Origin of the sequence: Aneurinibacillus tyrosinisolvens, from assembly GCF_001015055.1 — a bacterium.
In the GTDB taxonomy this organism is placed as follows: Bacteria; Bacillota; Bacilli; order Aneurinibacillales; family Aneurinibacillaceae; genus Aneurinibacillus_A; species Aneurinibacillus_A tyrosinisolvens.
This window is the reverse complement of sequence record NZ_BBWZ01000020.1, coordinates 43,229-64,283: the sequence shown is the minus strand read 5'-3', so window position 1 is coordinate 64,283 and position 21,055 is coordinate 43,229. Positions and strand designations below refer to the sequence as shown.

Sequence of the window (21,055 nt, the reverse complement as noted above, 5' to 3'; positions counted from 1 at the left end):
CTGTATATCTTCCTTTTCGGCTGGTATTGTAAGAATTTCTTTAAGTATACAACGATTCATATTGTTAAATCACTACAAGAAACTTCTCTACAATGAAAAAGCCTGCCCGGGATTCGGGCAGGCTGGCACTTCCTGTTTATTTTATTGTAAAGCAAGCAAGAAAATATACGAAAAAACAATCGTAATAACCGCAGCAACGACCATCGCCAAACTGGAAAATGTGCCTTCCAGTTCCCCTATCTCAAATGCTTTTGAAGTTCCTGCCCCGTGCGTAAAATACATATAAATTATAAAGTCTATTCGTTTTTGTTATAGGGGTTGCATTATGGAAGAAATGTACGAAATAAACTCCCGCGCCGCATAGGATACGTATCTCTCTTTTTTCAAAATAACACCGAGCTCCCATGAAATCGCAGGCTCTGCAATGGGAATGGCCCTAATATGGTTTGGATTTACTTTTTTTGCAATCGATTCAGGGAAAATAGAGATGCCAAGTTCCTGGCCTACCATTTCTCCAATAAAATCCCATTGAGAGCTTTCATAGGCTATCTTCGGTTCAAATCCTGCATTCCTGCACGCTTGTATAATGCGGCCATGGAGGGTAAAATCCTCACTGAATAAAATAAACGATTCAGGCTGTAAGTCCTTCATGGCGACTTCCCGCTTCGCCGCCAGCGGATGGGATTCATGAACGAACAGCATAAGCTTCTCGTATACAAATGGAACGACCGTAAATTTTTCTTCATCAACAGGTAGGACGACCACTCCAAAATCAAGTGTTCCCTCTTCGACACTCTGCGTCACTTTATGCGATCCGTGCTCCACCAATTGAATCGTAATCTCCGGGTACAAATCACGAAAGCCTTTTATAATTCTGGGAAAGAACAGAGCGCCAATCAGCGGCGGAAGCCCGATTTTTACGTTTCCTTTTTTTAAATGCATGGTGTCATATAAAAGTGAGGACAGCTCACCAAGCGACTCTACAATTCTTTGTCCGTGGATAAAGACAGTTTCACCGGCATCGGTTAATTCAATCTGTCTGGCAGACCGGTCGATGAGTGTGACTTCCAGTTCGTCTTCCAGGCTTTTTACCATTTTGCTCAGAGACGGCTGGGACAAGTGAAGGACCTTCGAAGCTCTGGTAAAGCTTTTTTGCTTTGCCACCTCGATAAAATAACTCAACTGGCGAATATCCATATATTCCGCTCCTGCTTCTTTATTCGTTTTCTAAAACGTACGTATCTTGAGGGAGCGCGGACAGGAACGGGCTCGTTTCCCCGGTAAAGTAAATAGAAAGCTCATGCATCGCCCGGGTACAGGCGGTGTAGAACAGCCTGCGTTCGCTTTCTCTCCCGTACCGTGCTTGCGAGCCGTTGTAAATAATAACGGCGTCGAACTCAACCCCTTTGGCAAGATAGGCGGGAATGACAACGGTCCCCTTCTCAAAGGACACTGTTTCTTTTCCAATGAGGCGCAGCGGGACCTCAGACTTCATCATCTCGTACGCTTCCTGGCTTTCACGGACCGTCTTGCAAATGACGGCCACCGTCTCGTGTCCTTCCGCCTGGAGTTCACGAATTCGTCTGCTAATCCTTGCAGCAAGATCCGCTTCATCAGCCGCTCTTATTAGGGCCGGTTTACACCCTTCCCGGTTGAACGGTTCAATCTCCTCTCCTCCCTGGATAAGCCTGCGCGTAAACTCAACGATCGGCCGCGTGGAGCGGTAGCTGCGCGTCAGGACAAACCTCTCTGTCTGTTCATCTTCATATAGCGAGCTTAATGAGGCAAAGTCCCCACTCGCTGCAGCATGGACATAGATGCCCTGATTTAAATCACCCAGCACCGTCATTTTGGCGCGCGGAAACAACCGCTTAATGAATGCAAACTGGAATGGAGAATAATCCTGCGCTTCATCGATAAATACATGGCGAATCGATGTATTCGTCTGGAAACCTTCAAGCCGTTCCTTCAAATCGAGGAAAGGCGTTGCGTCTTCATAACCAAGCACGGATCGATCCAGCCTTTGTGCCGTATCCTCACAAATGGCTGCCCAATTTTCCGGAATCTTTCCGTCTGGAGCGAAGCTGGCGATGTTGCCCGGATGGGCAAACAGCTCCCGGTAGATAGCGGGCATATCGATAAATTTAAGCCGTTTCACCCGCATGCGGAGCGGCTTAAATTGCTCCTGCACAACAACATTGGCAAGCAGCCTTTGTTCACGATCAAAATCGTCAAACGTATCCTCCGTATATTGCTTTTTGCTCCGGAGCTTTTGATACACCCGTGTGTACGTGTCTTTGTCAAGCAGTTGAACTTCATCTTCTACCCACTGCTTTTTTCTCTCAAGGCGTGCCTGTTCTTTGAGTTCCTTGAGCAGCCATTCGGTAAGCAGCCTCATGCGGTTCGGTATTGAAATCGAAGGGTCGAGCGCATAGAAATACTCTTTCATCTGGTCAGCAGAAATGAGCGTTCTGTCCCGGAACCGCAGCGTTTTAAAAATCATGCCCTGCCTTCCGAGAGATTTCGCGTACTGTTCAATTACATGCATAAAGTCCACAGAAGCTTTATAGCGAATGCCTTCGATGCGCTCGGCATACCGCGCTTCGTCCATGGACGTGAGCGTGTATTCCATTTGCGCAAAAGGGTCTTCAAGCTGGAACGTCCTGCCAATCTCATGTTCCAAATATTCCTGGAATGTTGTCTGCTGCATGTTCTCTTCTCCGAGCTCGGGAAGTACCGTAGAGACGTAACTGTTGAACATCGGGTTCGGGGAAAACAGCATGATGTTTTCGGCACGCAGGGTTTCGCGGTACCGGTACAATAAATAAGCGACACGCTGCAGAGCAGCCGACGTTTTGCCGCTGCCCGCCGCCCCCTGCACAATAAGCAGCCGGCTCTTCTCGTTACGGATAATTTGATTCTGTTCTCTTTGAATGGTGGCCACAATGCTTTTCATCTGCGCATCGGCCTGTCTGCCGAGCACTTGCTGCAGCAGCTCATCCCCTACTGTCACGCCGGTATCAAACATACTGCGAATGTGTCCGTCACGAATAATGTACTGCCGTTTTAGCTCCATAACCCCCTCAACCGTACCGCCGGGCGTTTCATACTCCACGGGACCGGGCGCGTAGTCGTAGTACAGGCTGGACACCGGCGCACGCCAGTCATAAACGAGAAAATATTCCTCGTTCTCATCGAGGCAGGAGGCAAGGCCAAGGTAAATACGTTCCGTTTGCCGGCTTCCCTCTTCTGTAAAATCAATGCGCCCAAAATAGGGCGATTGCTTGAGCCGCATAAGTTTTTTCAGCCGCTCTCTGGCATGCCGGTGGCTGCGCTCCCTTTCCGACAGCACTTCGGCCTGCTGCTTCATGCTTGCGTATGTTTCGGCTGCCTCATGCGCATCGTCAAAATTCACTGTGACATCGTCCCAGAAGTTTTTGCGAATATGTACAATGTCCGTTTTTATCTCGCCAACTTGCTGCTGCAGCGAGTCCATTTGTTCACTGATTTGATGCACTACCTCATCTACCCTGGTTTGTTCCTTTTGCCATTCTTTCTCCGCCATGCTCACCGTACCGCTCCCTTTCATCTGATTTTTTTAGTGCTGCAAGGTTTGACAGATTATTTTTTTTGTGATATTATTAAAATGGATATATATGAAGTTGACAACTTACACGTTGTGTCGACCATCTCTCATATTAACATGGGTTTTTATAAAGTTCAATATGTATATGCAAAACCGGAGGCCTATTCGCGCCTGCGGTTTTTTTAATGCCACAGACCCAATGGGCAAATGATTAAAAAATCCCTTTTAGCATACCGACCGTTGGTATATAATAAATAGAAAGTAACTTATAATAAAACCCACATGATGCAGTAAGGAGCGCGTAAGATGATTGAATCCTTCAGCAAAAACCCGAGCTTTCAACTGTTGCTGGCAGCGACCGAGCAACTCATTAAAGAAAAAGGGTGCCGCAGCACTACCCTGCAGGATATTATCGAACGGACAGGCCTGTCTAAGGGGGCGATTTATCACTATGTTTCCGGCAAAGATGAGCTTTTCGGGCTTATTCTCCAGGCAAAAGTCGAGGAAATGAATCATCAATTCCAGGCGTCAGTTACCGAAGCGGTAGGCGGAGATGCGCCTGCAAATCCGTTTCAGGTCATCGCCACAGGATTGCTTGAGAATAACAGCGGGAATAATGTTTCGAATACGATTTTTATTTACCTCCTGAGCCAAAAGGACAATCCGAAAATCGAAAAAATCTTAAGTGAACTGTATGAGTTTTCCTATCAGACAGCTGTTGCATGGATCGAGATTGGCCAGCAGCGCGGGGCGATCCCGGCTTCTATCAATGCGAAAAAGATGGGGAGCATGTTTATGGTTTTTTCCTACGGCATGCGCGTTCAGAACGTGGTAGCCCCCTCAGCGGGCGGCCTTGGAAGCGAGGACGTCTTTCGCATCATTTTTCATTCATTGACCGATCCGAATTCGTCCTCTTCCCAGTAAAAGGAACTGAATCCCATATGTTCCAAGCCCTTTGTACATATCTTCTGCAGCTTATTGGAAGGATATCACTATTGATTCCAAAACAGCGATATGTACAAGGGAGTGAATGTTATGATGAAACGTCTCATGGTTTTCGCCGCTATCATGCTGCTCATTTCCTCATTAGCGGTTTACCCGGCTGAAGCGAATAAGGACATCCCTTACCACTTCGGCTTCAAAAAAAGCAAGGGCGGCAAGCTCCCCTCCATCGACCAGGAGGGCTTTAAGGATATTGTAGTAAAGCACGGCGCGATTTTCCTCGCCGACACAACGAAGAAGGAGATTTATCTTACCTTTGACAATGGTTATGAATACGGCTATACCGCACAAATTTTAGATGTACTTAAAGACAAAAAAGTTCCGGCTGTTTTTTTTGTCACTGGACATTACATAAAGGATCAGCCTGAACTTCTCAAGCGGATGGTAAAAGAAGGCCATCTTCTCGGGAATCACTCCTGGAGCCATCCGAATATGGCCAACATTTCAAGCGATAGAATCAAAGAAGAACTCGACAAAGTGAAAGCGGGAATAACCGAAGTTACCGGGCAGAAAGACGTTGTCTTTTTGCGCCCGCCAAGGGGAATTTTTAGCGAGCGTACGCTTGCCGTTAGCAAAGAGCTTGGATACACGAACGTTTTCTGGTCTCTTGCTTATAAAGACTGGGATACGACGGCGCAGCGAGGCTGGAAATACGCCTACGATAGCTTTATGGCCCAGCTCCACCCCGGTGCGGTGATCCTGCTCCATTCTGTTTCCCAGGACAATGCGGAAGCCCTGGGGAAAATCATTGATGACGCACGGAAACAGGGGTACGAATTTAAGAGCCTGAAGCAATTAAAAACAAAAGCACAATAAAAAAACAGGAGGGGATCCGGGCGATCCTCTCCTGTTTTTGCTATCTGTGTGATACTGTCGTCTCTCGGCTTACTTCATGTGATGCGCCTCTTCCTCTTGCCCCTAATTTTCCAATCAGGATGACAAGAACGGCCAGGGCAACCGGGATGATGTAATGTCCCAGCGGGAAGACTGCTTCAATAGAAGAGCCCACCGCTTTATCGCTCAATATCATCTCCCCGGCTGTATAGCCGAGAAGACCTGCACCTAAAACGATAATAATGGGGAAGCGGTTCATGAGATTCATAAGCAGCTGGCTTGCCCATATAATGAGCGGAACACTGATAGCCAGCCCGATCCCGATGAGCAGCAGGCTGCCGTTCGCCGCTCCGGCTACCGCCACGACATTATCCAAACTCATGACTAAATCGGCAACAATAATCGTTTTGATGGCTCCTATCAAATTCGTATTGCCCTGCAAGTCCCCGTCTTCTTCTTCCCCTTTTAATAGCTTTACAGCAATCCACAGAAGCAGCGCACCGCCGATGATTTCGACGAAAGGAACCTTGAGGAGCCACACGACGGCAAATGTCAGAACGACCCTTAAAGCAATCGCTCCGAAACTTCCCCAGAAAACAGCCTTCTTCTGCTGCTCTTTGGGGAGGTTACGGCATGCTAAAGCAATGACAACAGCATTGTCGCCGCTCAGCACAATGTTAACTAAAATAATTTTGATGAGTCCAACCAGAAAATCCCCTTCCACATCAAACACCTCCATAAATAATAAAATAATAAAAGAAAAGACTTTTGCTTTTTCACACGGAAAGAAAAGTCCCCTCTGTGAAAAAGCAAAAGTCTCGCTTAGCACCATCGATATGATGTACCTACAAAGCCGGGAACCTAAGTTCCGACCTGACGACTTTGTATCAAGAATCGAGCGATTCTTGCCGCTACTCCCCTTCGCAATTCAGTTGAACAAATAAGCTTGTCCTATTGAATGGAAAATTTATTTAATTGTAACATAGCATTCGTGTATCTATCAAGATAAAATTAAAAGCTATGTTTTTTCTCCCGCTTTCGTACCCACCATTGAAGCAGGGGAGGAACGAAAAACATAATGAAGAAAATACGAAACAAATGATATCCGCTGACCATGGATAAATCGGCATGCACCATTTTTGCCGTTACCCCCATCTCTGCAATCCCTCCGGGAGCAGTGCTTAAAAACGCTGTTGTAAGCGTCATTGGCGTTATCATCGTTAGTCCGAACGCAAGAAGCAACGAGAAGAGAAGCAAAACCAGACTTCCTCCAATTGAATAAGCGCTTAATTTTGCGTTCTTCAGCATGTCAGGTTTTACTTGCAGGCCAATATTAATCCCGATCGCAAGCTGGGAAAGAAGAATAAGCGGCACAGGCAAAGGAGGAGCTTCCTGTTTTCCTATGACCACTACAACCGCGATTGCAAGCAGGGGCCCTGCAAGGATGCTGTTTGGCAGATGAATTCGTTTCCCTATCCAGGCTCCCAGGAATGGAATGGCTGCATATAAGATGTACTGATACCAGAGAAGTCCGTCTGTATGCGGATTCGGTGAAGAAGGGGGCAGTGAATCCGCGGTGCCATCTCCGATGCCGTGTATCGCCAGAAAGGGTACAAAAAAGACAACAGCCAGCACACGGATCGTTTGCATGAGTACAACGACAGTAGCCTCTATTCCTTCTATTTCCTCGCTAATCACCAGCATTTGTGACAATCCCCCCGGCACACTGCCGAATAGGCCGCTCATCATATCCGTCCGGGCATGGCGGGCTGTTAGGACTCCGCACCATAAGGCGACGGCGATCGTAAGAACCGTTGTTACCACCATTAAGGGAAGCTGCTGGACAATTTGCAGCGCTGTTTCTCTTGTAAACGCCGAGCCTAACATGTAACCAAGGCAAATGAGGCTATGTCACGAAAGACAGACGGCCAGTATAGTATTCTCCCAGTTGCAAGCCGCCAAATCATGACAGCAACTATGGGGCCTAATAGCCAGGGCAGCGGGACATGTATCACCGTAAAAATCAGCGCTCCCGCCAGCGCAATACCCAGCGCTTCTGCTGCCGAAGTATAATTTTTTTTATTTCTCTCCTCCATCTCCGCCTCCGTTTTATCATTCTCTTTGTTATTCTACTAACCAAAAATCTAAATTCCATTTATAATAAATAATTATATCAAAAGAAATTAATGTAAAAACATACGTCCAGAAGGGGAAAGTTATGAAAATCGGGTACCGCACGATCAAAACAGCCATTGGAACTTCGCTTTCGATTTTTCTTGCTCAATGGTTTGGGCTGCAATTTGCAGCTTCAGCTGGAATCCTCACCATCCTGAGCATCCAGATTACAAAAAAACGTTCCTTACAAAATGCATACGCCCGTTTTTCAGCGTGCCTGCTGGGACTGCTTTTTAGCTTCATTACTTTCTATTTCCTTGGGTACCATCCTTACAGCCTTTTCCTTTTGTTATTGCTTTTTGTGCCTCTTTTAGTCCGGTTAAACATTCAGGAAGGCTTTGTCACCTCCTGTGTTATTATCTTTCATCTTTACTCGATTCATAAATTTTCCCTGTCTTTTCTAGTGAACGAATTATCCATCATGGGCATTGGGATCGGATGGGCTGCTTATGAATGGATATATGCCAAGTATGGACGTTGAGCTTCAGAAGTACCAGCAGAAAATCGAAAATAACTTCCATATTATTATGAAAGAATTAGTCGTTTATTTAAGAAATCATGAAAGTGTATGGGATGGCAGGGAACTCATCGAAACAGCGGATTTGCTGAACCGGGCGAAAAGCCTGGCCATCCGAAAGGTAGAAAACCACCTGCTTCGGAATAAGGACCGCTATTATCATTACTTTGAAATGAGGGAACAGCAGTTTGAATTGCTGGAACGCATGGTTCCGCTCATTTCTACCTTAACGTACTCCGTGCCGCAAAGCGAGAAAATCGCGGATTTTCTTGACCATCTGAGCAATCATATTCATTCCGGCAATACCGCTCAGCTTTTTTTACAAAAGCTGCAGAAGATGAGAAGAGAAATGGAACAAACGGATCTGCCAAAAACCCGGGAAGAATTTGAAACGAGAGCCAACTTATTTTATTTCCTCCGGGAAATGGAACGCTATTTAATTATTAAACACCAATCTCAGTCCAATCCACCGCAGGTGTCATAACAAAAAGCCTGATCTTGCCTCTTCAAAAGAAAAGAGACAGCTTCAGGCTAAGTGTTCATATTAAAGGGAATTATGCCTCTTCATTTACAATTACGTTCTTCCCTCTCATTTTGAGAATGATCGGAATCGCAACCCAAAGCAGCGCAATAATCAGAAAGATAAGAGAAGCAGGTCTGTGGATAAAAACCATCATATCCCCGTTGGAAATCGTTAAGGCTCTGCGCAGGTTATTCTCAATCATCGGCCCCAATACCAGGCCTAATACAAGAAGAGCCATCGGATAGTCATTTTTAGACAAGAAATACCCGAGTACCCCGCAGCCAATGAGCAGGAACAAATCGAACGTTGTCACCCGTACCGCATACACACCAAAAATGGAGATGGCAACAATGATCGGAATTAAATATTTGGGCGGTGTTTCAATAATTTTCGCAAATACCTTCACCAGGGGCATATTCAGGAGCAGCAGCATTAGGTTCCCGATAAACATGCTGGCAATAAGTCCCCAGGCGATGGTTGGGTGTTCGTCAAACAATAAAGGACCTGGCTGGACATTGTACATAATGAGCGCCCCCATCAACACCGCGGTCGTTCCCGTGCCGGGAATCCCGAGCGTCAATAACGGAATCATCGCTCCCCCGGAAGCCGCGTTGTTGGCGGACTCAGGTCCGGCAACCCCCTCAATCGCTCCTTTTCCGAACTTCTCCGGGTGCTTGCTGATTTTTTTCTCTAACAGATAGGAGAGAAAGGAAGCGAGCGTCGCTCCTGAGCCTGGGACAATCCCCTTAAAGAAGCCGACCAGCGAGCCGCGATTTTTTCTTCGATTGTTTTTGAAATCGTGAAGTAGAAGAAAATCCCCATACCGATAACAAGTAAACTTACAATCGTGAGAGCAAATATAATGATACGGGTTTGCAGTGTAAAAGATTGTAATCTCTTCATTTGTTCCTGCCTTTTTGTGAAACGCTTACAATTGCGAACACATCATAGTCCTGAATTTTATTCTCTGCTCGTTTTTCCAAATAGAAGTAAAACACTAATTAGAAAAAAGCCGACCAGTGCCAAAAACGGAATGGTAATAAAACCGAGCCAATTAATATACTGTCCGCTGCACGGGACTCCAGCAGTACAGGGAAGCACATCCCGCATAGCTGGAACTTTCTGTTCCAAATAATGGAACAGGGAAATACACATTCCCACGATACTTAAAGCCTGGGCATACGGGATAATCCCACGATCATTTTTATAGCTGGCGATTCCAAGCAGAATGGCCAGCGGATACATGCAAATCCGCTGAAACCAGCACAGCTTGCAAGGTTCAAACTTCATAATTTCACTGAAATATAAACTTCCGCAAAGAGCAGCAAGGGAGACGATCCACGCCAAATAAAGACTGTATGCAGAGAAAAAGCGCATCATTTTATCCTTTATCATTTTGCGGTTTCACCCTTGGCCTTTACGATTGCTTCTTTTAATGCCTCATAATTGAATGTGTCGTTTACGGGTACTTCTATTCCGTTGATATAGATCGTTGGCGTGCCGCCAACGCCCAATTTGCCGACGATCGCCTCGTCATCTCTCACATCCTGGGCGAACGTATTGCTGTCGATATCCTTTTTCAGTTTTTCGTAATCGACGGCAACATTAGACTGCCTGGCAACTTGAACGAGGAAGTCCGCTGTAGCCCAGTTGACATGTTCATCCCCCTGGTGAGCGTAAACGGCCTCGTAAAACTTCCAAAATTCCGCCGGGTTCTGGTGAAAAACAGCCTCCCCTGCCATGGCTGCTGTCCTTGAATCAGCGTCAGGGCTAATAATCGGATAGTTAATAAAATACAATTGGACCGTCCCGTTATCTACAAAATCCTTCTTTAACTGTGGTATGATTACTTGTTCAAATTGCCTGCAAGCGGGACATTTGAAATCAGCAAATTCTACCATTTTCACGGGTGCGCTTTGCGCTCCTAATGCAGGCTGTTTGTCATAGTGAAATTCTTTTGTGTCAACCATCTTGCCTGTGTCGGGGCCGGAAGCAGCATTAAATGCTATAAATGCAAGGCAAACAACGGCGATGATTGCTAGAGTCCATCCCATAAGCCGCTGTATTTTTTTTGTCTCGCTCGCTTTTACTTGCTGTTGGTGCTTTCTTTTCTTGTTTTCATTCATGCTCGCCATGGTTTCCCCCTGCTTCGATACATAGCCTGTACTTTTGTGTATGAATTAACTATTAACTTCTTCATTACAAAATTATAAGACTATTATAACGAAAGCAACGGAATAATTGTAGCTAAAACAGAGGAACTACATCGTTCCTCCGGTGCTGAGCGGATATAATTTCCCGTTTAAAGCAAAAGATGCTTTTCCCGTCTCCTCAGAAACGACAATGACCAGTGCATCGCTTCGTTCGGTCAAGCCCAGGGCAGCACGGTGGCGCGTTCCCAGTTTTTCCTCGCCGACAAAAACACTTGCAAGCGGGAGCACATTTGCAGCTGAAACGATCTGATTAGCACGGATCAACACGGCACCGTCGTGCATGGGGCTTCCCGGAAAGAAGATAGACTCCATCAAAGAGTAGGTAAGCATCGCTCCTACAGGAATTCCCGGGGTAATTAAGGAATCAAGCCCATCATTTCTCTGGATAACGATCAACGCACCGTGCCGGCGCTGGGATAAGTGCTGAACACCAATCGAGATGTCCAGGTATTTATCTGTAAATGATGACAAATAACAATTTAGATAATAAGAAGCAGCTGTTGATTCAATGTAGGCAAACTCTCTCCTTATTTGTTCGAATCTGCCAAGTAGGCATTGACTTTCGTTATCCAGCCGCTCCAAACTTTGCTGCATGTCGGCAATCAGCTTCTGTAAATGCTCTTTTAATTCCGCCTTCATGGGGGAAAAGTCGCACTCTTTCTGTTCCATACGTCTACCTCGTTTCCCGTCCGTTTTTCACCGCTACTTTTACTGTTGCCATTGCTATATGACAATATTCCGATTTCTGTTCCGAAACATATACTATAACTAGGAATAAAAACCTCCTTTTTTCCACAACCTAAGAAAAACACAATTTGAGGTGACCGGAATGGGATTTTTTAATGCGATATCAAACTGGAAAGCAGCAAAATATGAAAAAAAGATAGCGGAGATGCAGTCCCAGGGAATATGCCCTGACTGCTATGGGAGAGGCTTTAATCCTCTACTGCTGCATGAGTTTTTGTATACAAATTTATATGACTGCCCCGGCTGTAATGGAAGCGGGTTATTTGCGGATTGGGCTCAAGCTACACAAGCCAGTGAATAATAAAAATACGGGCTTCTACCCGTATTTTTAACAATGCTACAAGCCCTGCTCGTACATCTGGCGAATAATCGAGTCGATTTCCGGTTCTTGCAGAGAAAGATCCACGATTTCCGCCCTTTCGGAAACGAGTTGAATAAGCTGGGCTGCCGTATACTCACCACGATTAAACCGAAGCCATTTGCGAATCCCTTCCTCCCGGATTAGGTCCACACCCTCAATGTCCAGGCTCGTATCCTTTTCCAGGTCAACGATGAGAATGCGAGAGGTGCCAAAATGATCCTTAATCTTCTCCAATCCCCCGTCATACATCACCCGTCCGTTATCAATCAGTATCATTCTCTTGCATAACCTTTCAATGTCCGCCATATCGTGTGTCGTCAGAATAACCGTGAGACCCCGCTCCTTATTCATCTCCTGAATAAACGTCCGCATCCGCTCCTTGGCTACGACATCCAGCCCGATTGTTGGCTCATCCAGAAATAAAATCGAGGGATTATGCAGAAGGGAAGCGGCGATATCAGCGCGCATCCGCTGGCCTAAAGACAGCTGCCTGACCGGTGTTTGATAGAATTCGTCCAACGCGAGGATTTCCGTAAACGTATCCATATTCTTACGGTATTGTTCGTCCGATATGTAGTAGATTTGTTTGAGCAGTTCAAACGATTCAATGGTGGGCAGATCCCACCACAGCTGCGACCGCTGACCAAAAACAACCCCAATCTGGCGGGCATTTTTTTGCCTTTCTTTATAAGGAATAAGCCCTCCTACCCGTACTTCTCCGGAGGTCGGCACGAGAATACCGGTCAGCATTTTAATTGTGGTTGATTTTCCCGCTCCATTCGGGCCAATGTACCCGACCATTTCTCCCGCCTCTATGGAGAAAGATACGTCCTCCACCGCCGTCTTCTTTATGTATTCTCGGTGAAAAAGGCTGCGTACTGCCCCCCACATGCCCTCTTGCCGTTTGGCGATAAAATACTCCTTCGATAGATGCTTCACTTCGATTGCGTTCACTGGCTCTTTCTCCCTCCTTTCTCTATGTTACGATCCGGTACTTTTATAACGATTCAGTCCCCTCATCCATACCATGTAGCAAATCCCAAAAAAAAGGAGGCCGACCGGGAAGCTCAGGGAACCCCAATAGGGTGAATAGGCCGAATGATTCTTATTCAGCAAAAGCAGCGCCGGCAGGTAATTCACAAAAGCAAACGGCAGGACAAAGATGACGATCCACTGCAAAAGCCGAGGATAGAGAGTCAAGGGATAGTTCATCATGCTTTTTGCCGGGAACACGACAACCCAATAAAACCGCTCCGATCGTGTTGTCCAGAAGGCGAAAGCAGAAATGAGCACCATAATTCCGCCCTGGATAAACGTTCCTCCAGCAACAGCGCCAAGAAAAACAGCCCATTTCCATAGCGGCCAATCCAGGTGAAGCTGAACGTAAGCGAGAGCGACGGCTGCGATACTGAACAGAAGCTGGCCGAAAGCTCCCACGTCAAACTTCATCGCCATAAAGTGAAAAAAAGGATGGATGGGCCGAACTAAAAAACGGTCAAACGTTCCATTTAGTACATATTGATCCATGCTGCGAAAATGAAAGAAAAAAAGCACGCATACACCCCAGGATAGAACAGATAAGGCAAAGAGGAAAATTAATTCCCACAGCGTCCAGCCTTCCAGGGAGTGAAACGAGGAGAGCATGACCCACATGGTGACGGCCGTGCCCGCATAGCTCATTGCCCAGCCCAGGATGTTCATAAAAAAAGCATAGCGGTACTGCATCTGGGCCCGTATGCTCGCTCCAACCATGCGAAAATAAAGGCGGGATCCTTTCAGCCAGGATTGAATCATCCTCTCTCACCCTCCCTGTACAACAATCTTTAAGGACGCCCGCGCCCACACCCAGCGGAGAATGGCGAAGGAAATCGCAAGCCATACGAATTGGATAACAAGAGCTTCCGTCAAAGCCTGCCCCTGCAGTTCCCCGGTAAAAATGGAATTCGGTATGAAGAAAATCCCTTGAAACGGTAAAAATCGAGCCACACTCCCCAGCCAATCCGGAAAAAACCACAAAGGAATAAAGGCTCCGGAAAATAAGGAAATGGAAAAATAAAAAACATCTTCTATCCCACCCGTTTCAATTAACCAGAAGGTAAATAAACCAAAAGTCAGCTCAATGCTGTATCGAATTAAATAGCCAATAATCGCGGAAAACAGGAAGAGTGCCCATTGAGCTGCAGAAGAAGGCATATGAAGATCAAAAATCCAAAACAAAGCGACATACAACGGCAGAACCGCCGTCAGAAAATGAAAAGCAATGTTGCCGAAATCAGAAAACAGGGTTCTTGTCGGGTAATCATACGGGCGCATGAGTTCCATGGCAATATCGCCGGTCCGCACCCGCTCCTGGATTTCCCACAACGGCGTGCCGGCTCCATGAATCCCCTGCAGCATCTGGCTAATCACGATATAGCTTAACATTGATTCAAACGAAACACCGGCAACAGACCCTTTGCCACTATACAGTCCGTACCAGATAAAACCCCACATAAATAAAAAAATGATATTGGAAAACAAACGCGTCCAGGCATCAAACCGATAAGCCGCTGAACGCTGAAAGGCCTTCCGGGAAAACTCAAGGTAAACTCGGAGCTGCTTCATTTATCCCTCCTGCATATGTGTTCCTTACGGTTCCGATACACTATCTATTCTTGATTCTACCCGAGTTAACCGACGATGACAATTGTGTTACACTCACGGCATCCAACTCCTCCCGCAAACAAAACGAGGCTGTTTTACAGCCTCGCCAGTGATTCCTATTTAAGATATAAAGGTAACAGGAAACTCTTTCACACCGTAAACAAAGGGGCTTTGAATATACGACAGCTCAGATCCGGCAGTAAATCGTATCTCTTTCATCCGCTCTAAGAGGGTGCGCAGGACAATTTGGCCTTCCAGCCGAGCCAGCGGGGCTCCGAGGCAGAAATGAATCCCGAAGCCAAACGAGAGGTGGGCGTTCGGTTTGCGATCAACGATGAAAGTGCCAGGGTCGGTGAATTTCGCCTCATCACGGTTGGCGGATGCCACCCATGAGACTACCTGCTCTCCCGCTTTTATCTGCATACCGCCAACCTCCACATCCTGGGCGGCAACCCGGCCAATGGCTTGAATCGGCGGATAGAAACGGAGCACTTCCTCGATAAAGCCGGGCACAAGCTCAAGATCCCCGTGCAGCTGCTGCTGAAGCCCCTGGTCTTCGGTCAGGCGGCGAACCGCGTTTGTAATGAGATTCGTCGTTGTTTCATTCCCTGCTGCCAGCAGCAAAATGGAAAAGCCGAGCAACTCTTTATCGTCCAGTTTCTGCCCGTCTATCTCAGCTGCCAAAAGCATGGAAATGAGGTCCTCTCTCGGCTGTCTGCGGCGCTGCTCGATGATTTTAGTGAAGTAGGCGTTCAACTCTTCCATCGCCTGCTCTTTCTCCGCTATGACTCGATTAAACGCCTCGTCTGTGTTCACATCTGCTCCTTTGACGAGAATATCGGACCACTCTTTAAACAGCTTGCGATCCTCCGGGGGAACACCAAGCAGTTCGGCGATGACGATAACCGGCAGCGGGACGGCAAGATTATGTACTGTGTCCATTTTGCCACTGCCCTGCACGGTATCAAGCAGATCGTTCGTAATAGAGGCAATGTGCGGCGCTAGATCAGAAACGATTTTTGGGGTGAACGCTTTGTTCACCAGAGCTCGTAGCTGCGTATGCCGCGGCGGGTCCATCGTTAGAATCGATTCTCTTTCTTTCACTGCCAGTGCGCGCTTTGACGAGAAGGTAGCCGGATCTTTCAAAATACGATGTACATCCTCGTAGCGAAATACGTCCCAGCTGCTGCGCCCTTCATCGTAACGAACAGGTGTTGTTTGGCGAAGCCGGTCATAAACAGGGAATGGATTAAGCCGCTTTTCTTTTGTATCCAATTCAGCCATCGGGATCATGTTAGCATAGCGTTCCGGTTTTTTCGTTTGCATTATCGTTGCTTCCTCTCTGATTGTTTTTGGACATCATTTAATTAACTATGAAGGTTGAGCTGTATCTCTCGTTACCATTACAGCTGCCGCATTGTCTATTTTCCCCCATAACTCCACATGTAACCAAATGTACGCTCCGCTCCATACAGAAAAGGAAAATGCCTGGCGATGGCTCAGGCATTCGATAAGGCTTTACTATAATTGCGCATCTACGCTTCAATAAAGCGTTTCATCGCTTTCATTTGGCCGAGGTGCTCCGCTTCATGGTACAGCATAAGCTCAAATAATTCTCCAAACGTTTGGATGTTCCCGAAAGGAAATTCGAAAGGAAGTTTTTTCGCAAAAAACTCCTCCGAAAGCTCCTGAATGCGCCCGGTTTGACTCCGGAAGTGAGCGATCAGTTCCTCCAGTGCCGGGATATCGCCGCTCCAGTCTGACGGCCTGGATCCCCTACCGAACATCTTGCTGTAGGAGGCTGGAATATTGGATGGCCGGTCCGGATATCCGAACATAAATCCTTCAGCGGCGGTAAGTACATGCCCGATATGCCAGCGGATCGTATTGTTGAATCCCGGCGGCTGCACATTTGCCGTCCTCTCATCAAGCCCCTTTATGAAATGCATCAACGACTTGCGCGTAAGTTCAAATTGCTTAGACATATGTATCCCTCCTCAAATTGGAAACCTCTTCTTTTTTTTAAGTATATCATTTTAATTCATCCTATGGACGCACAGACGTTTCTAGTACAGTTAAGGTGTTGTTCATCGTATTCAAATTTACCCTGGATCCGATCGGAATGGCGGCTTTAAATACACCATGCCCCGTTGCCAAATTGGTCATCAGCGGTTTGCCAAGGGGCACGATTGTGTCATTAATAAGATCATTGTAGGTTTTTCCGTATGCCGGCTCGCACTGAGTACACTCTCCCATCACAATGCCCAGGCAGTCATCAAATTTCCCCGCCAATTTCAAATGATTGATATACCGATATACCGTGTTAATCGGTTCGTGCGTCTCTTCCAATACGAGGATTTTTCCGGTGGTATCAATTTCATAAGGCGTACCCATGGCATCCACAAGGGAAGTAAGATTTCCTCCTACAATCGGACCTGTGACATTCCCTTTGATTCGGCTTACCAGTGGAATGCCAGGGGGATTCTGAATGACCCGGGGAGCAACGAGTGAAGAAGTAGCGGCAAAAAATTGATTAAAGTTATATGGTGGTGTTTCCGGCTTGAAATCAATCAGCAGCAGACTGTGAAACGTGATAAGGTCCGATTGAAAATACAGCGTATTTAATAGGATGGTAATATCGCTATATCCTGTTATGATCTTAGGATTTCTGGCAATCACCCCGTAATCAAGATAAGGAAGAATTCCAGCTACGCCTACGCCTCCTCTCGTAGGCAGAACCATTTTTACGGCGGGATTTTGAAACATATTCATGAGGTCGGCTGCTCTCTGCTGGTCTGTACCCGCAAGAAAGCCACTGGCAGCATATACATACTGACCAAGGATCGTCCTAAATCCCATGTTCTGCAATACTGCAATTCTCGCATCAATGATTTCTCTGGCGAGCGGACTGCCCAGCGTCACGATTCCAATCGTATCTCCCTGCCGCAGCATCGGTGGTTTGATGGCCATAATAAATCCTCTCCTATTCTCCAGTAGCGTTCTATTATATATATGTGAGAAATAGAAAAAGCCACCCATTTTATAGGTGGCTGTAAATTAAATAAATGCAAATTGTTTTTAAAGAAGATTTTTTTACGGTGTTCCGCGCACGGTGTGTATTATTTTTTCGACCAGTGTTTTTGCATCGGCCGCTTCAATCGTCGTCAATTGAATCCGGCAAAATGGCTTCACTCTGCATTCCAGGCACCGTCTAAAACAATCGATGACGCGGACTTCTACGTCCCCTTGATAATCCCGCTGAAGAATGCGTATCGCTTCGTCAGCCTCTGTTGCTTTAAGGTTCCGCTCACAAAACTTCGCTACTCTCATTTTTATCCCTTCTCATAAAAAAACACCCCACAGGGTGTTTCTCTATTCTTGATTATAGTGGGTAAATTGAATATCCAGCGTACGGAGATATGTTTGAAGGCCTGCATCCTGGATCGGAATAATGAAAGCAGCCTCTCCGGATTCATTGTGGTGGGAATGCCACAATCCCGGCGGAGTAACGAAGGCCTTCCCAGTTACCCAATCGATACGAATCGGGTCAATAATTTGTGCCGTAACCGGGTCTACCTTATCTCCAACGAGCGTATACGTACCCGGCGCAGCATAGGCAACGAAATCAAGCGCCACGGACTTATGGCTGTGGGGAGCCTGGTTAGACCCTACAGGGACAATCCCAAACATGGCCCATAGCACATGCGTAATCGTTAATGTTTGATCGAATTTTTCGTTATTTAACAAAATGGAGATACGGTTCTTTAGATGAGCATCCGGCGCATTCGCTACTTCATCTAGTTTTGCCTGAGCCTGTTCTGCTGTGAAAAGCGTCGGCTTAAACCGCGCTTCTGTTGCTTTCGCACCCAGGTAATCAAGAAGCGGAGTATCCAGGATGTAGTAAATGGTTGTATCTTCTGTTGCAGTGTGGCGGCTAACGGAGCCGGATGGCAGTGTTAAGAAATCGCCTTTCTTCCAGCTAATTGTTTCTCCGTTTACCTCTGTGCTGCCGGCACCCGAAATAATGTAATACAATTCGCTTGTTGCATTTGGCTGTGTGTTGATAGAATCTCCCGCATTAATACGGATAAAATTAGCAAGAAGAGACGGGCTTGTTGCGGGAAATTCCGTTCTCAGCTCTTCAGAAAGATCTAACGTTATAATACGAGTTTCACCTGAGTTATATAATTCAGGACCGAATTCTTTCGCGGGAATTGGGCTGATAATGCCGCTGCCAATCGGATCGGCTGCTGAAGCGTACTCGTAAAAACGGGCATCCCCGGTCCAATTTTCATTTACAGTTCCGACAGATAGCTGCCCTGGTTGTGCATTTGTAGACATATGCAAACCTCCTATGATCGTTATACTACTATCCTAACTTGATCTAAGAGAGATGTACAATATAAAATTCGCATTATTCTGGGAGAATTTCTGTTTCTCTGCTATTAAAGAAAAAAGTGTGCGCCGAATACTTGAATGTTCAATAATTAAAGTCTTATATACATATTCCGGAAATGGTTTCCAAAAAGATGAAAAGTAAGCGTTTACTATATAATTTACATGTTTTTCAAGAAAAAATTTCATGTTTTCTCTTGCTTGCTATTATGAAAATTGTTATGATATTCAACATTGACTAATTTATTAATCAACTATATTTTCTTTAGGAGGATACACTTATTATGGGTAGAAAATTCATAATCTTTATTTTAGTCTTACTTCCCTTTCTATCCCAGCTGGCGGCCTTGCCTTTTGTCAACAGAATGACACCGGTCGTCCTGGGGCTTCCCTTTCTTCATTTCTGGCTGTTTCTGTGGATATTATTAACTCCACTATGCACATTTGTTATTTATCGTCTGCAAAAATCAACTGGAGGTCTTGAGTGATGCATGGAAATAAAACAGCTCTGGTAATTACCCTTACTATCGTTCTTGCTGTCGTGTTTATCGGATTTCTATCGGGCCGAAATAAATCCAGCCGCAGTTCTGTCGAAGAATGGTCGGTCGGTGGCCGCAGATTCGGCAGCTTGCTCGTCTGGTTTCTCGTAGGAGCTGACTTATATACGGCTTATACATTTCTAGGATTAACAAGCACGGCATATAAAGGGGGCAGCGTAGCGTTCTTTGCGATTCCTTACTGTATTCTCGCTTACTTCCTCTCTTATTTTTTCCTTCCCAAGCTGTGGAAGGTGGCAAAAGCACATAAATTTATGACCCTTGCTGATTACGCAAAGGGACGTTTTGACAGCAAGCTGTTATCTTCCTTAATTGCCATCGTCGGGGTATTAATGCTCATTCCGTATATCGATTTGCAATTAAGCGGGATTCAGGACACCATGAAGATTGCGGGAACCGGCTACATTAACGTTAACGTTGTCGTCATCGGCTCGTTTTTCCTTGTTGCTCTTTATACATTCTTCAGCGGCATAAAAGGCCCAACGTATACGGCTATCATTAAAGATATTCTTGTGTGGGCAATTATGCTGTTTATGGTCGTTTCGCTTCCAATTATTCACTTCGGCAGCTGGAATCATATGATCGGGGCAATTTCCGAGAAAGCTCCTCAGCTTTTAACCATCCCGACAACCGGCCCGAAGGGAATTCCGTGGTTTATTAGCGCATCTGTTGTTTCAGGGCTCGCCCTGTTTATGTGGGCCCACGCCGCAACCGGGGTATTTACGTCTAAGAGTGCAGATGCTCTGCGGAAGAATGCGATGTTCTTGCCGCTGTATAATATTGTTCTCATTCTTGTTATTTTCCTTGGATTCATGGCCTACATGGTGCTTCCAAAAAATACGGACCCGCGCTTTGCTTTGCTGAATCTCATTCAGGTTTCCTATGGAGGCGTTCCGCAGGGATTGGCCTATGCAACGATTGCTCTGGCGTCGCTTATTCCATGTTCCATTATGGCGATTGGCGCTTCCAACTTATTTGCGAACAATATTTACAGAGACCTGTTTAACCCAAAAGTAGAGGGTAAAAAATTAACAATGATTACACGCCTGATGGTGTTTGTGGTTATCGGATTGGCCCTGCTCTTCGGCCTTCTGTTCCCAACCGCGCTTGTGTCGCTCCAGCTCCTCGGGGTGTCGGGGATGGTGCAAATCTTCCCGGCTATCGTCGTGAGCCTGTTCTGGCGGAACCAGTCCACAGAAGCTACCATCATCGGACTTGTCGCAGGGTTAATCGTGACATTTACCGTGTATGCGACACATCTAACATTCGGCATTTACGAAGGGTTCTGGGGTCTGCTGGCGAACTTCCTCGTTCTGTTCGTGTTAAATCCTTTGTTCGTTGCAAAAACGAAAAGTCAAAGCAACCCGGTTATCGATTCTTTATTTAACGAAAAAAAAATGCAGGCTGAAATGAAAAAAGGAGCATAATAATATCCCTCCTGGGAAAGCCAAAACCTTAAAATTAGGATGGTTTACTCAGGGGGGATTTTTATTTTGCCGCTA

At 46.2% G+C, this 21,055-nt stretch carries 23 protein-coding genes and 2 pseudogenes; 7 read left to right on the top strand and 18 right to left on the bottom strand.

What is annotated here, in order from left to right:
- Window positions 1–141: 141 nt before the first annotated feature.
- The 3 genes from MBEAL2_RS30320 to helD are packed head-to-tail and all read right to left on the bottom strand — an operon-like array spanning window position 142 to window position 3,565.
- Complete coding sequence (locus MBEAL2_RS30320) at window positions 142–282, bottom strand: LrgB family protein (RefSeq protein WP_439644884.1); 141 nt, start codon at window positions 280–282, stop codon at window positions 142–144.
- Between the two features lie 27 nt (window positions 283–309).
- Window positions 310–1,197, bottom strand: a complete 888-nt coding sequence (locus tag MBEAL2_RS17070; protein WP_047153471.1) for a LysR family transcriptional regulator — start codon at window positions 1,195–1,197, stop codon at window positions 310–312.
- A gap of 19 nt (window positions 1,198–1,216) precedes the next feature.
- Complete coding sequence (gene helD / locus MBEAL2_RS17065) at window positions 1,217–3,565, bottom strand: RNA polymerase recycling motor HelD (RefSeq protein ID WP_047153492.1); 2,349 nt, start codon at window positions 3,563–3,565, stop codon at window positions 1,217–1,219.
- A gap of 327 nt (window positions 3,566–3,892) precedes the next feature.
- Between helD and MBEAL2_RS17060 the strand changes: the two genes are divergently transcribed.
- Together MBEAL2_RS17060 and pdaA are read left to right on the top strand one after the other, a co-directional pair.
- Window positions 3,893–4,510: a TetR/AcrR family transcriptional regulator gene (locus MBEAL2_RS17060; protein ID WP_052947780.1), complete on the top strand. Its 618-nt coding sequence runs from the start codon at window positions 3,893–3,895 to the stop codon at window positions 4,508–4,510.
- Between the two features lie 114 nt (window positions 4,511–4,624).
- On the top strand, window positions 4,625–5,404 hold the full coding sequence (gene pdaA, locus MBEAL2_RS17055; RefSeq protein WP_047153490.1) for a delta-lactam-biosynthetic de-N-acetylase: 780 nt from the start codon (window positions 4,625–4,627) through the stop codon (window positions 5,402–5,404).
- A gap of 40 nt (window positions 5,405–5,444) precedes the next feature.
- On the opposite strand, the gene MBEAL2_RS17050 is transcribed toward pdaA, so the two are convergent.
- Entirely contained in the window at window positions 5,445–6,146 is a 702-nt protein-coding gene (locus MBEAL2_RS17050; RefSeq protein ID WP_236692922.1) for a TerC family protein, read from the bottom strand.
- 287 nt (window positions 6,147–6,433) lie between these two features.
- Entirely contained in the window at window positions 6,434–7,324 is an 891-nt protein-coding gene (locus tag MBEAL2_RS17045) for an AbrB family transcriptional regulator (RefSeq protein WP_269082485.1), read from the bottom strand.
- A 6-nt stretch (window positions 7,325–7,330) separates the two neighbouring features.
- Between MBEAL2_RS17045 and MBEAL2_RS32985 the strand changes: the two genes are divergently transcribed.
- Window positions 7,331–7,495, top strand: a complete 165-nt coding sequence (locus MBEAL2_RS32985) for a hypothetical protein (RefSeq protein ID WP_236692920.1) — start codon at window positions 7,331–7,333, stop codon at window positions 7,493–7,495.
- A gap of 145 nt (window positions 7,496–7,640) precedes the next feature.
- Window positions 7,641–8,598, top strand: a pseudogene (locus MBEAL2_RS17040) (aromatic acid exporter family protein).
- Between the two features lie 70 nt (window positions 8,599–8,668).
- Here MBEAL2_RS17040 and MBEAL2_RS17035 read toward each other — a convergent pair.
- The 5 genes and pseudogenes from MBEAL2_RS17035 to cdaS all read right to left on the bottom strand — a co-directional run.
- Window positions 8,669–9,409 (bottom strand): annotated as a pseudogene (locus MBEAL2_RS17035) (tripartite tricarboxylate transporter permease); the annotation flags it as partial.
- The gene (locus MBEAL2_RS17030; RefSeq protein WP_047153470.1) at window positions 9,328–9,540 is read right to left on the bottom strand and encodes a hypothetical protein; all 213 of its coding nucleotides are present in this window, start codon (window positions 9,538–9,540) and stop codon (window positions 9,328–9,330) included. The pseudogene MBEAL2_RS17035 and the gene MBEAL2_RS17030, both read right to left, overlap by 82 nt.
- A gap of 57 nt (window positions 9,541–9,597) precedes the next feature.
- Window positions 9,598–10,032, bottom strand: a complete 435-nt coding sequence (locus MBEAL2_RS17025) for a disulfide oxidoreductase (RefSeq protein ID WP_236692919.1) — start codon at window positions 10,030–10,032, stop codon at window positions 9,598–9,600.
- Entirely contained in the window at window positions 10,029–10,772 is a 744-nt protein-coding gene (locus tag MBEAL2_RS17020) for a DsbA family protein (protein ID WP_052947777.1), read from the bottom strand. The genes MBEAL2_RS17025 and MBEAL2_RS17020 overlap by 4 nt, the downstream gene beginning before the upstream one ends.
- Before the next feature lie 126 nt (window positions 10,773–10,898).
- Window positions 10,899–11,519, bottom strand: a complete 621-nt coding sequence (gene cdaS / locus MBEAL2_RS17015) for a sporulation-specific diadenylate cyclase CdaS (RefSeq protein ID WP_047153469.1) — start codon at window positions 11,517–11,519, stop codon at window positions 10,899–10,901.
- A gap of 160 nt (window positions 11,520–11,679) precedes the next feature.
- Between cdaS and MBEAL2_RS17010 the strand changes: the two genes are divergently transcribed.
- The gene (locus MBEAL2_RS17010) at window positions 11,680–11,898 is read left to right on the top strand and encodes a hypothetical protein (protein WP_047153468.1); all 219 of its coding nucleotides are present in this window, start codon (window positions 11,680–11,682) and stop codon (window positions 11,896–11,898) included.
- A 36-nt stretch (window positions 11,899–11,934) separates the two neighbouring features.
- On the opposite strand, the gene MBEAL2_RS17005 is transcribed toward MBEAL2_RS17010, so the two are convergent.
- The 8 genes from MBEAL2_RS17005 to MBEAL2_RS16970 all read right to left on the bottom strand — a co-directional run bounded on the left by MBEAL2_RS17005 (window position 11,935) and on the right by MBEAL2_RS16970 (window position 18,942).
- Window positions 11,935–12,912, bottom strand: coding sequence for an ABC transporter ATP-binding protein (locus tag MBEAL2_RS17005; RefSeq protein ID WP_047153467.1), 978 nt, complete (start codon window positions 12,910–12,912; stop codon window positions 11,935–11,937).
- Between the two features lie 27 nt (window positions 12,913–12,939).
- Window positions 12,940–13,752: an ABC transporter permease gene (locus MBEAL2_RS17000; RefSeq protein ID WP_047153466.1), complete on the bottom strand. Its 813-nt coding sequence runs from the start codon at window positions 13,750–13,752 to the stop codon at window positions 12,940–12,942.
- A gap of 6 nt (window positions 13,753–13,758) precedes the next feature.
- Window positions 13,759–14,562: an ABC transporter permease gene (locus tag MBEAL2_RS16995; RefSeq protein ID WP_047153465.1), complete on the bottom strand. Its 804-nt coding sequence runs from the start codon at window positions 14,560–14,562 to the stop codon at window positions 13,759–13,761.
- 159 nt (window positions 14,563–14,721) lie between these two features.
- Window positions 14,722–15,927, bottom strand: a complete 1,206-nt coding sequence (locus MBEAL2_RS16990) for a cytochrome P450 (protein ID WP_047153464.1) — start codon at window positions 15,925–15,927, stop codon at window positions 14,722–14,724.
- A 209-nt stretch (window positions 15,928–16,136) separates the two neighbouring features.
- On the bottom strand, window positions 16,137–16,586 hold the full coding sequence (locus tag MBEAL2_RS16985) for a DinB family protein (protein WP_047153463.1): 450 nt from the start codon (window positions 16,584–16,586) through the stop codon (window positions 16,137–16,139).
- 61 nt (window positions 16,587–16,647) lie between these two features.
- On the bottom strand, window positions 16,648–17,571 hold the full coding sequence (locus tag MBEAL2_RS16980) for a S66 peptidase family protein (protein ID WP_047153462.1): 924 nt from the start codon (window positions 17,569–17,571) through the stop codon (window positions 16,648–16,650).
- 123 nt (window positions 17,572–17,694) lie between these two features.
- Window positions 17,695–17,931, bottom strand: coding sequence for a DUF1450 domain-containing protein (locus MBEAL2_RS16975; RefSeq protein ID WP_047153461.1), 237 nt, complete (start codon window positions 17,929–17,931; stop codon window positions 17,695–17,697).
- Between the two features lie 42 nt (window positions 17,932–17,973).
- Window positions 17,974–18,942, bottom strand: coding sequence for a cupin domain-containing protein (locus MBEAL2_RS16970; RefSeq protein WP_047153460.1), 969 nt, complete (start codon window positions 18,940–18,942; stop codon window positions 17,974–17,976).
- A gap of 338 nt (window positions 18,943–19,280) precedes the next feature.
- Between MBEAL2_RS16970 and MBEAL2_RS16960 the strand changes: the two genes are divergently transcribed.
- Complete coding sequence (locus MBEAL2_RS16960) at window positions 19,281–19,484, top strand: DUF3311 domain-containing protein (RefSeq protein ID WP_047153458.1); 204 nt, start codon at window positions 19,281–19,283, stop codon at window positions 19,482–19,484.
- On the top strand, window positions 19,484–20,980 hold the full coding sequence (locus MBEAL2_RS16955; protein ID WP_047153457.1) for a sodium:solute symporter family protein: 1,497 nt from the start codon (window positions 19,484–19,486) through the stop codon (window positions 20,978–20,980). Before MBEAL2_RS16960 ends, MBEAL2_RS16955 begins: the two co-directional genes overlap by 1 nt.
- The last annotated feature ends 75 nt before the right edge of the window (window positions 20,981–21,055 follow it).

What these genes read in the sequence shown, in the direction of transcription:
- MBEAL2_RS16985 (WP_047153463.1), bottom strand. Translation starts at nt 16,586, where the DNA reads ATGTCTAAGCAATTTGAACTTACGCGCAAGTCGTTGATGCATTTCATA.
- MBEAL2_RS16955 (WP_047153457.1), top strand. Translation starts at nt 19,484, where the DNA reads ATGCATGGAAATAAAACAGCTCTGGTAATTACCCTTACTATCGTTCTT.
- helD (WP_047153492.1), bottom strand. Translation starts at nt 3,565, where the DNA reads ATGGCGGAGAAAGAATGGCAAAAGGAACAAACCAGGGTAGATGAGGTA.
- MBEAL2_RS17025 (WP_236692919.1), bottom strand. Translation starts at nt 10,032, where the DNA reads ATGATAAAGGATAAAATGATGCGCTTTTTCTCTGCATACAGTCTTTAT.
- MBEAL2_RS17020 (WP_052947777.1), bottom strand. Translation starts at nt 10,772, where the DNA reads ATGGCGAGCATGAATGAAAACAAGAAAAGAAAGCACCAACAGCAAGTA.
- MBEAL2_RS17000 (WP_047153466.1), bottom strand. Translation starts at nt 13,752, where the DNA reads ATGATTCAATCCTGGCTGAAAGGATCCCGCCTTTATTTTCGCATGGTT.
- MBEAL2_RS30320 (WP_439644884.1), bottom strand. Translation starts at nt 282, where the DNA reads ATGTATTTTACGCACGGGGCAGGAACTTCAAAAGCATTTGAGATAGGG.
- MBEAL2_RS17060 (WP_052947780.1), top strand. Translation starts at nt 3,893, where the DNA reads ATGATTGAATCCTTCAGCAAAAACCCGAGCTTTCAACTGTTGCTGGCA.
- cdaS (WP_047153469.1), bottom strand. Translation starts at nt 11,519, where the DNA reads ATGGAACAGAAAGAGTGCGACTTTTCCCCCATGAAGGCGGAATTAAAA.
- MBEAL2_RS16990 (WP_047153464.1), bottom strand. Translation starts at nt 15,927, where the DNA reads ATGCAAACGAAAAAACCGGAACGCTATGCTAACATGATCCCGATGGCT.
- MBEAL2_RS17070 (WP_047153471.1), bottom strand. Translation starts at nt 1,197, where the DNA reads ATGGATATTCGCCAGTTGAGTTATTTTATCGAGGTGGCAAAGCAAAAA.
- MBEAL2_RS16975 (WP_047153461.1), bottom strand. Translation starts at nt 17,931, where the DNA reads ATGAGAGTAGCGAAGTTTTGTGAGCGGAACCTTAAAGCAACAGAGGCT.
- MBEAL2_RS17030 (WP_047153470.1), bottom strand. Translation starts at nt 9,540, where the DNA reads ATGAAGAGATTACAATCTTTTACACTGCAAACCCGTATCATTATATTT.
- MBEAL2_RS16980 (WP_047153462.1), bottom strand. Translation starts at nt 17,571, where the DNA reads ATGGCCATCAAACCACCGATGCTGCGGCAGGGAGATACGATTGGAATC.
- MBEAL2_RS17010 (WP_047153468.1), top strand. Translation starts at nt 11,680, where the DNA reads ATGGGATTTTTTAATGCGATATCAAACTGGAAAGCAGCAAAATATGAA.
- MBEAL2_RS16970 (WP_047153460.1), bottom strand. Translation starts at nt 18,942, where the DNA reads ATGTCTACAAATGCACAACCAGGGCAGCTATCTGTCGGAACTGTAAAT.
- MBEAL2_RS32985 (WP_236692920.1), top strand. Translation starts at nt 7,331, where the DNA reads ATGTCACGAAAGACAGACGGCCAGTATAGTATTCTCCCAGTTGCAAGC.
- pdaA (WP_047153490.1), top strand. Translation starts at nt 4,625, where the DNA reads ATGAAACGTCTCATGGTTTTCGCCGCTATCATGCTGCTCATTTCCTCA.
- MBEAL2_RS16960 (WP_047153458.1), top strand. Translation starts at nt 19,281, where the DNA reads ATGGGTAGAAAATTCATAATCTTTATTTTAGTCTTACTTCCCTTTCTA.
- MBEAL2_RS16995 (WP_047153465.1), bottom strand. Translation starts at nt 14,562, where the DNA reads ATGAAGCAGCTCCGAGTTTACCTTGAGTTTTCCCGGAAGGCCTTTCAG.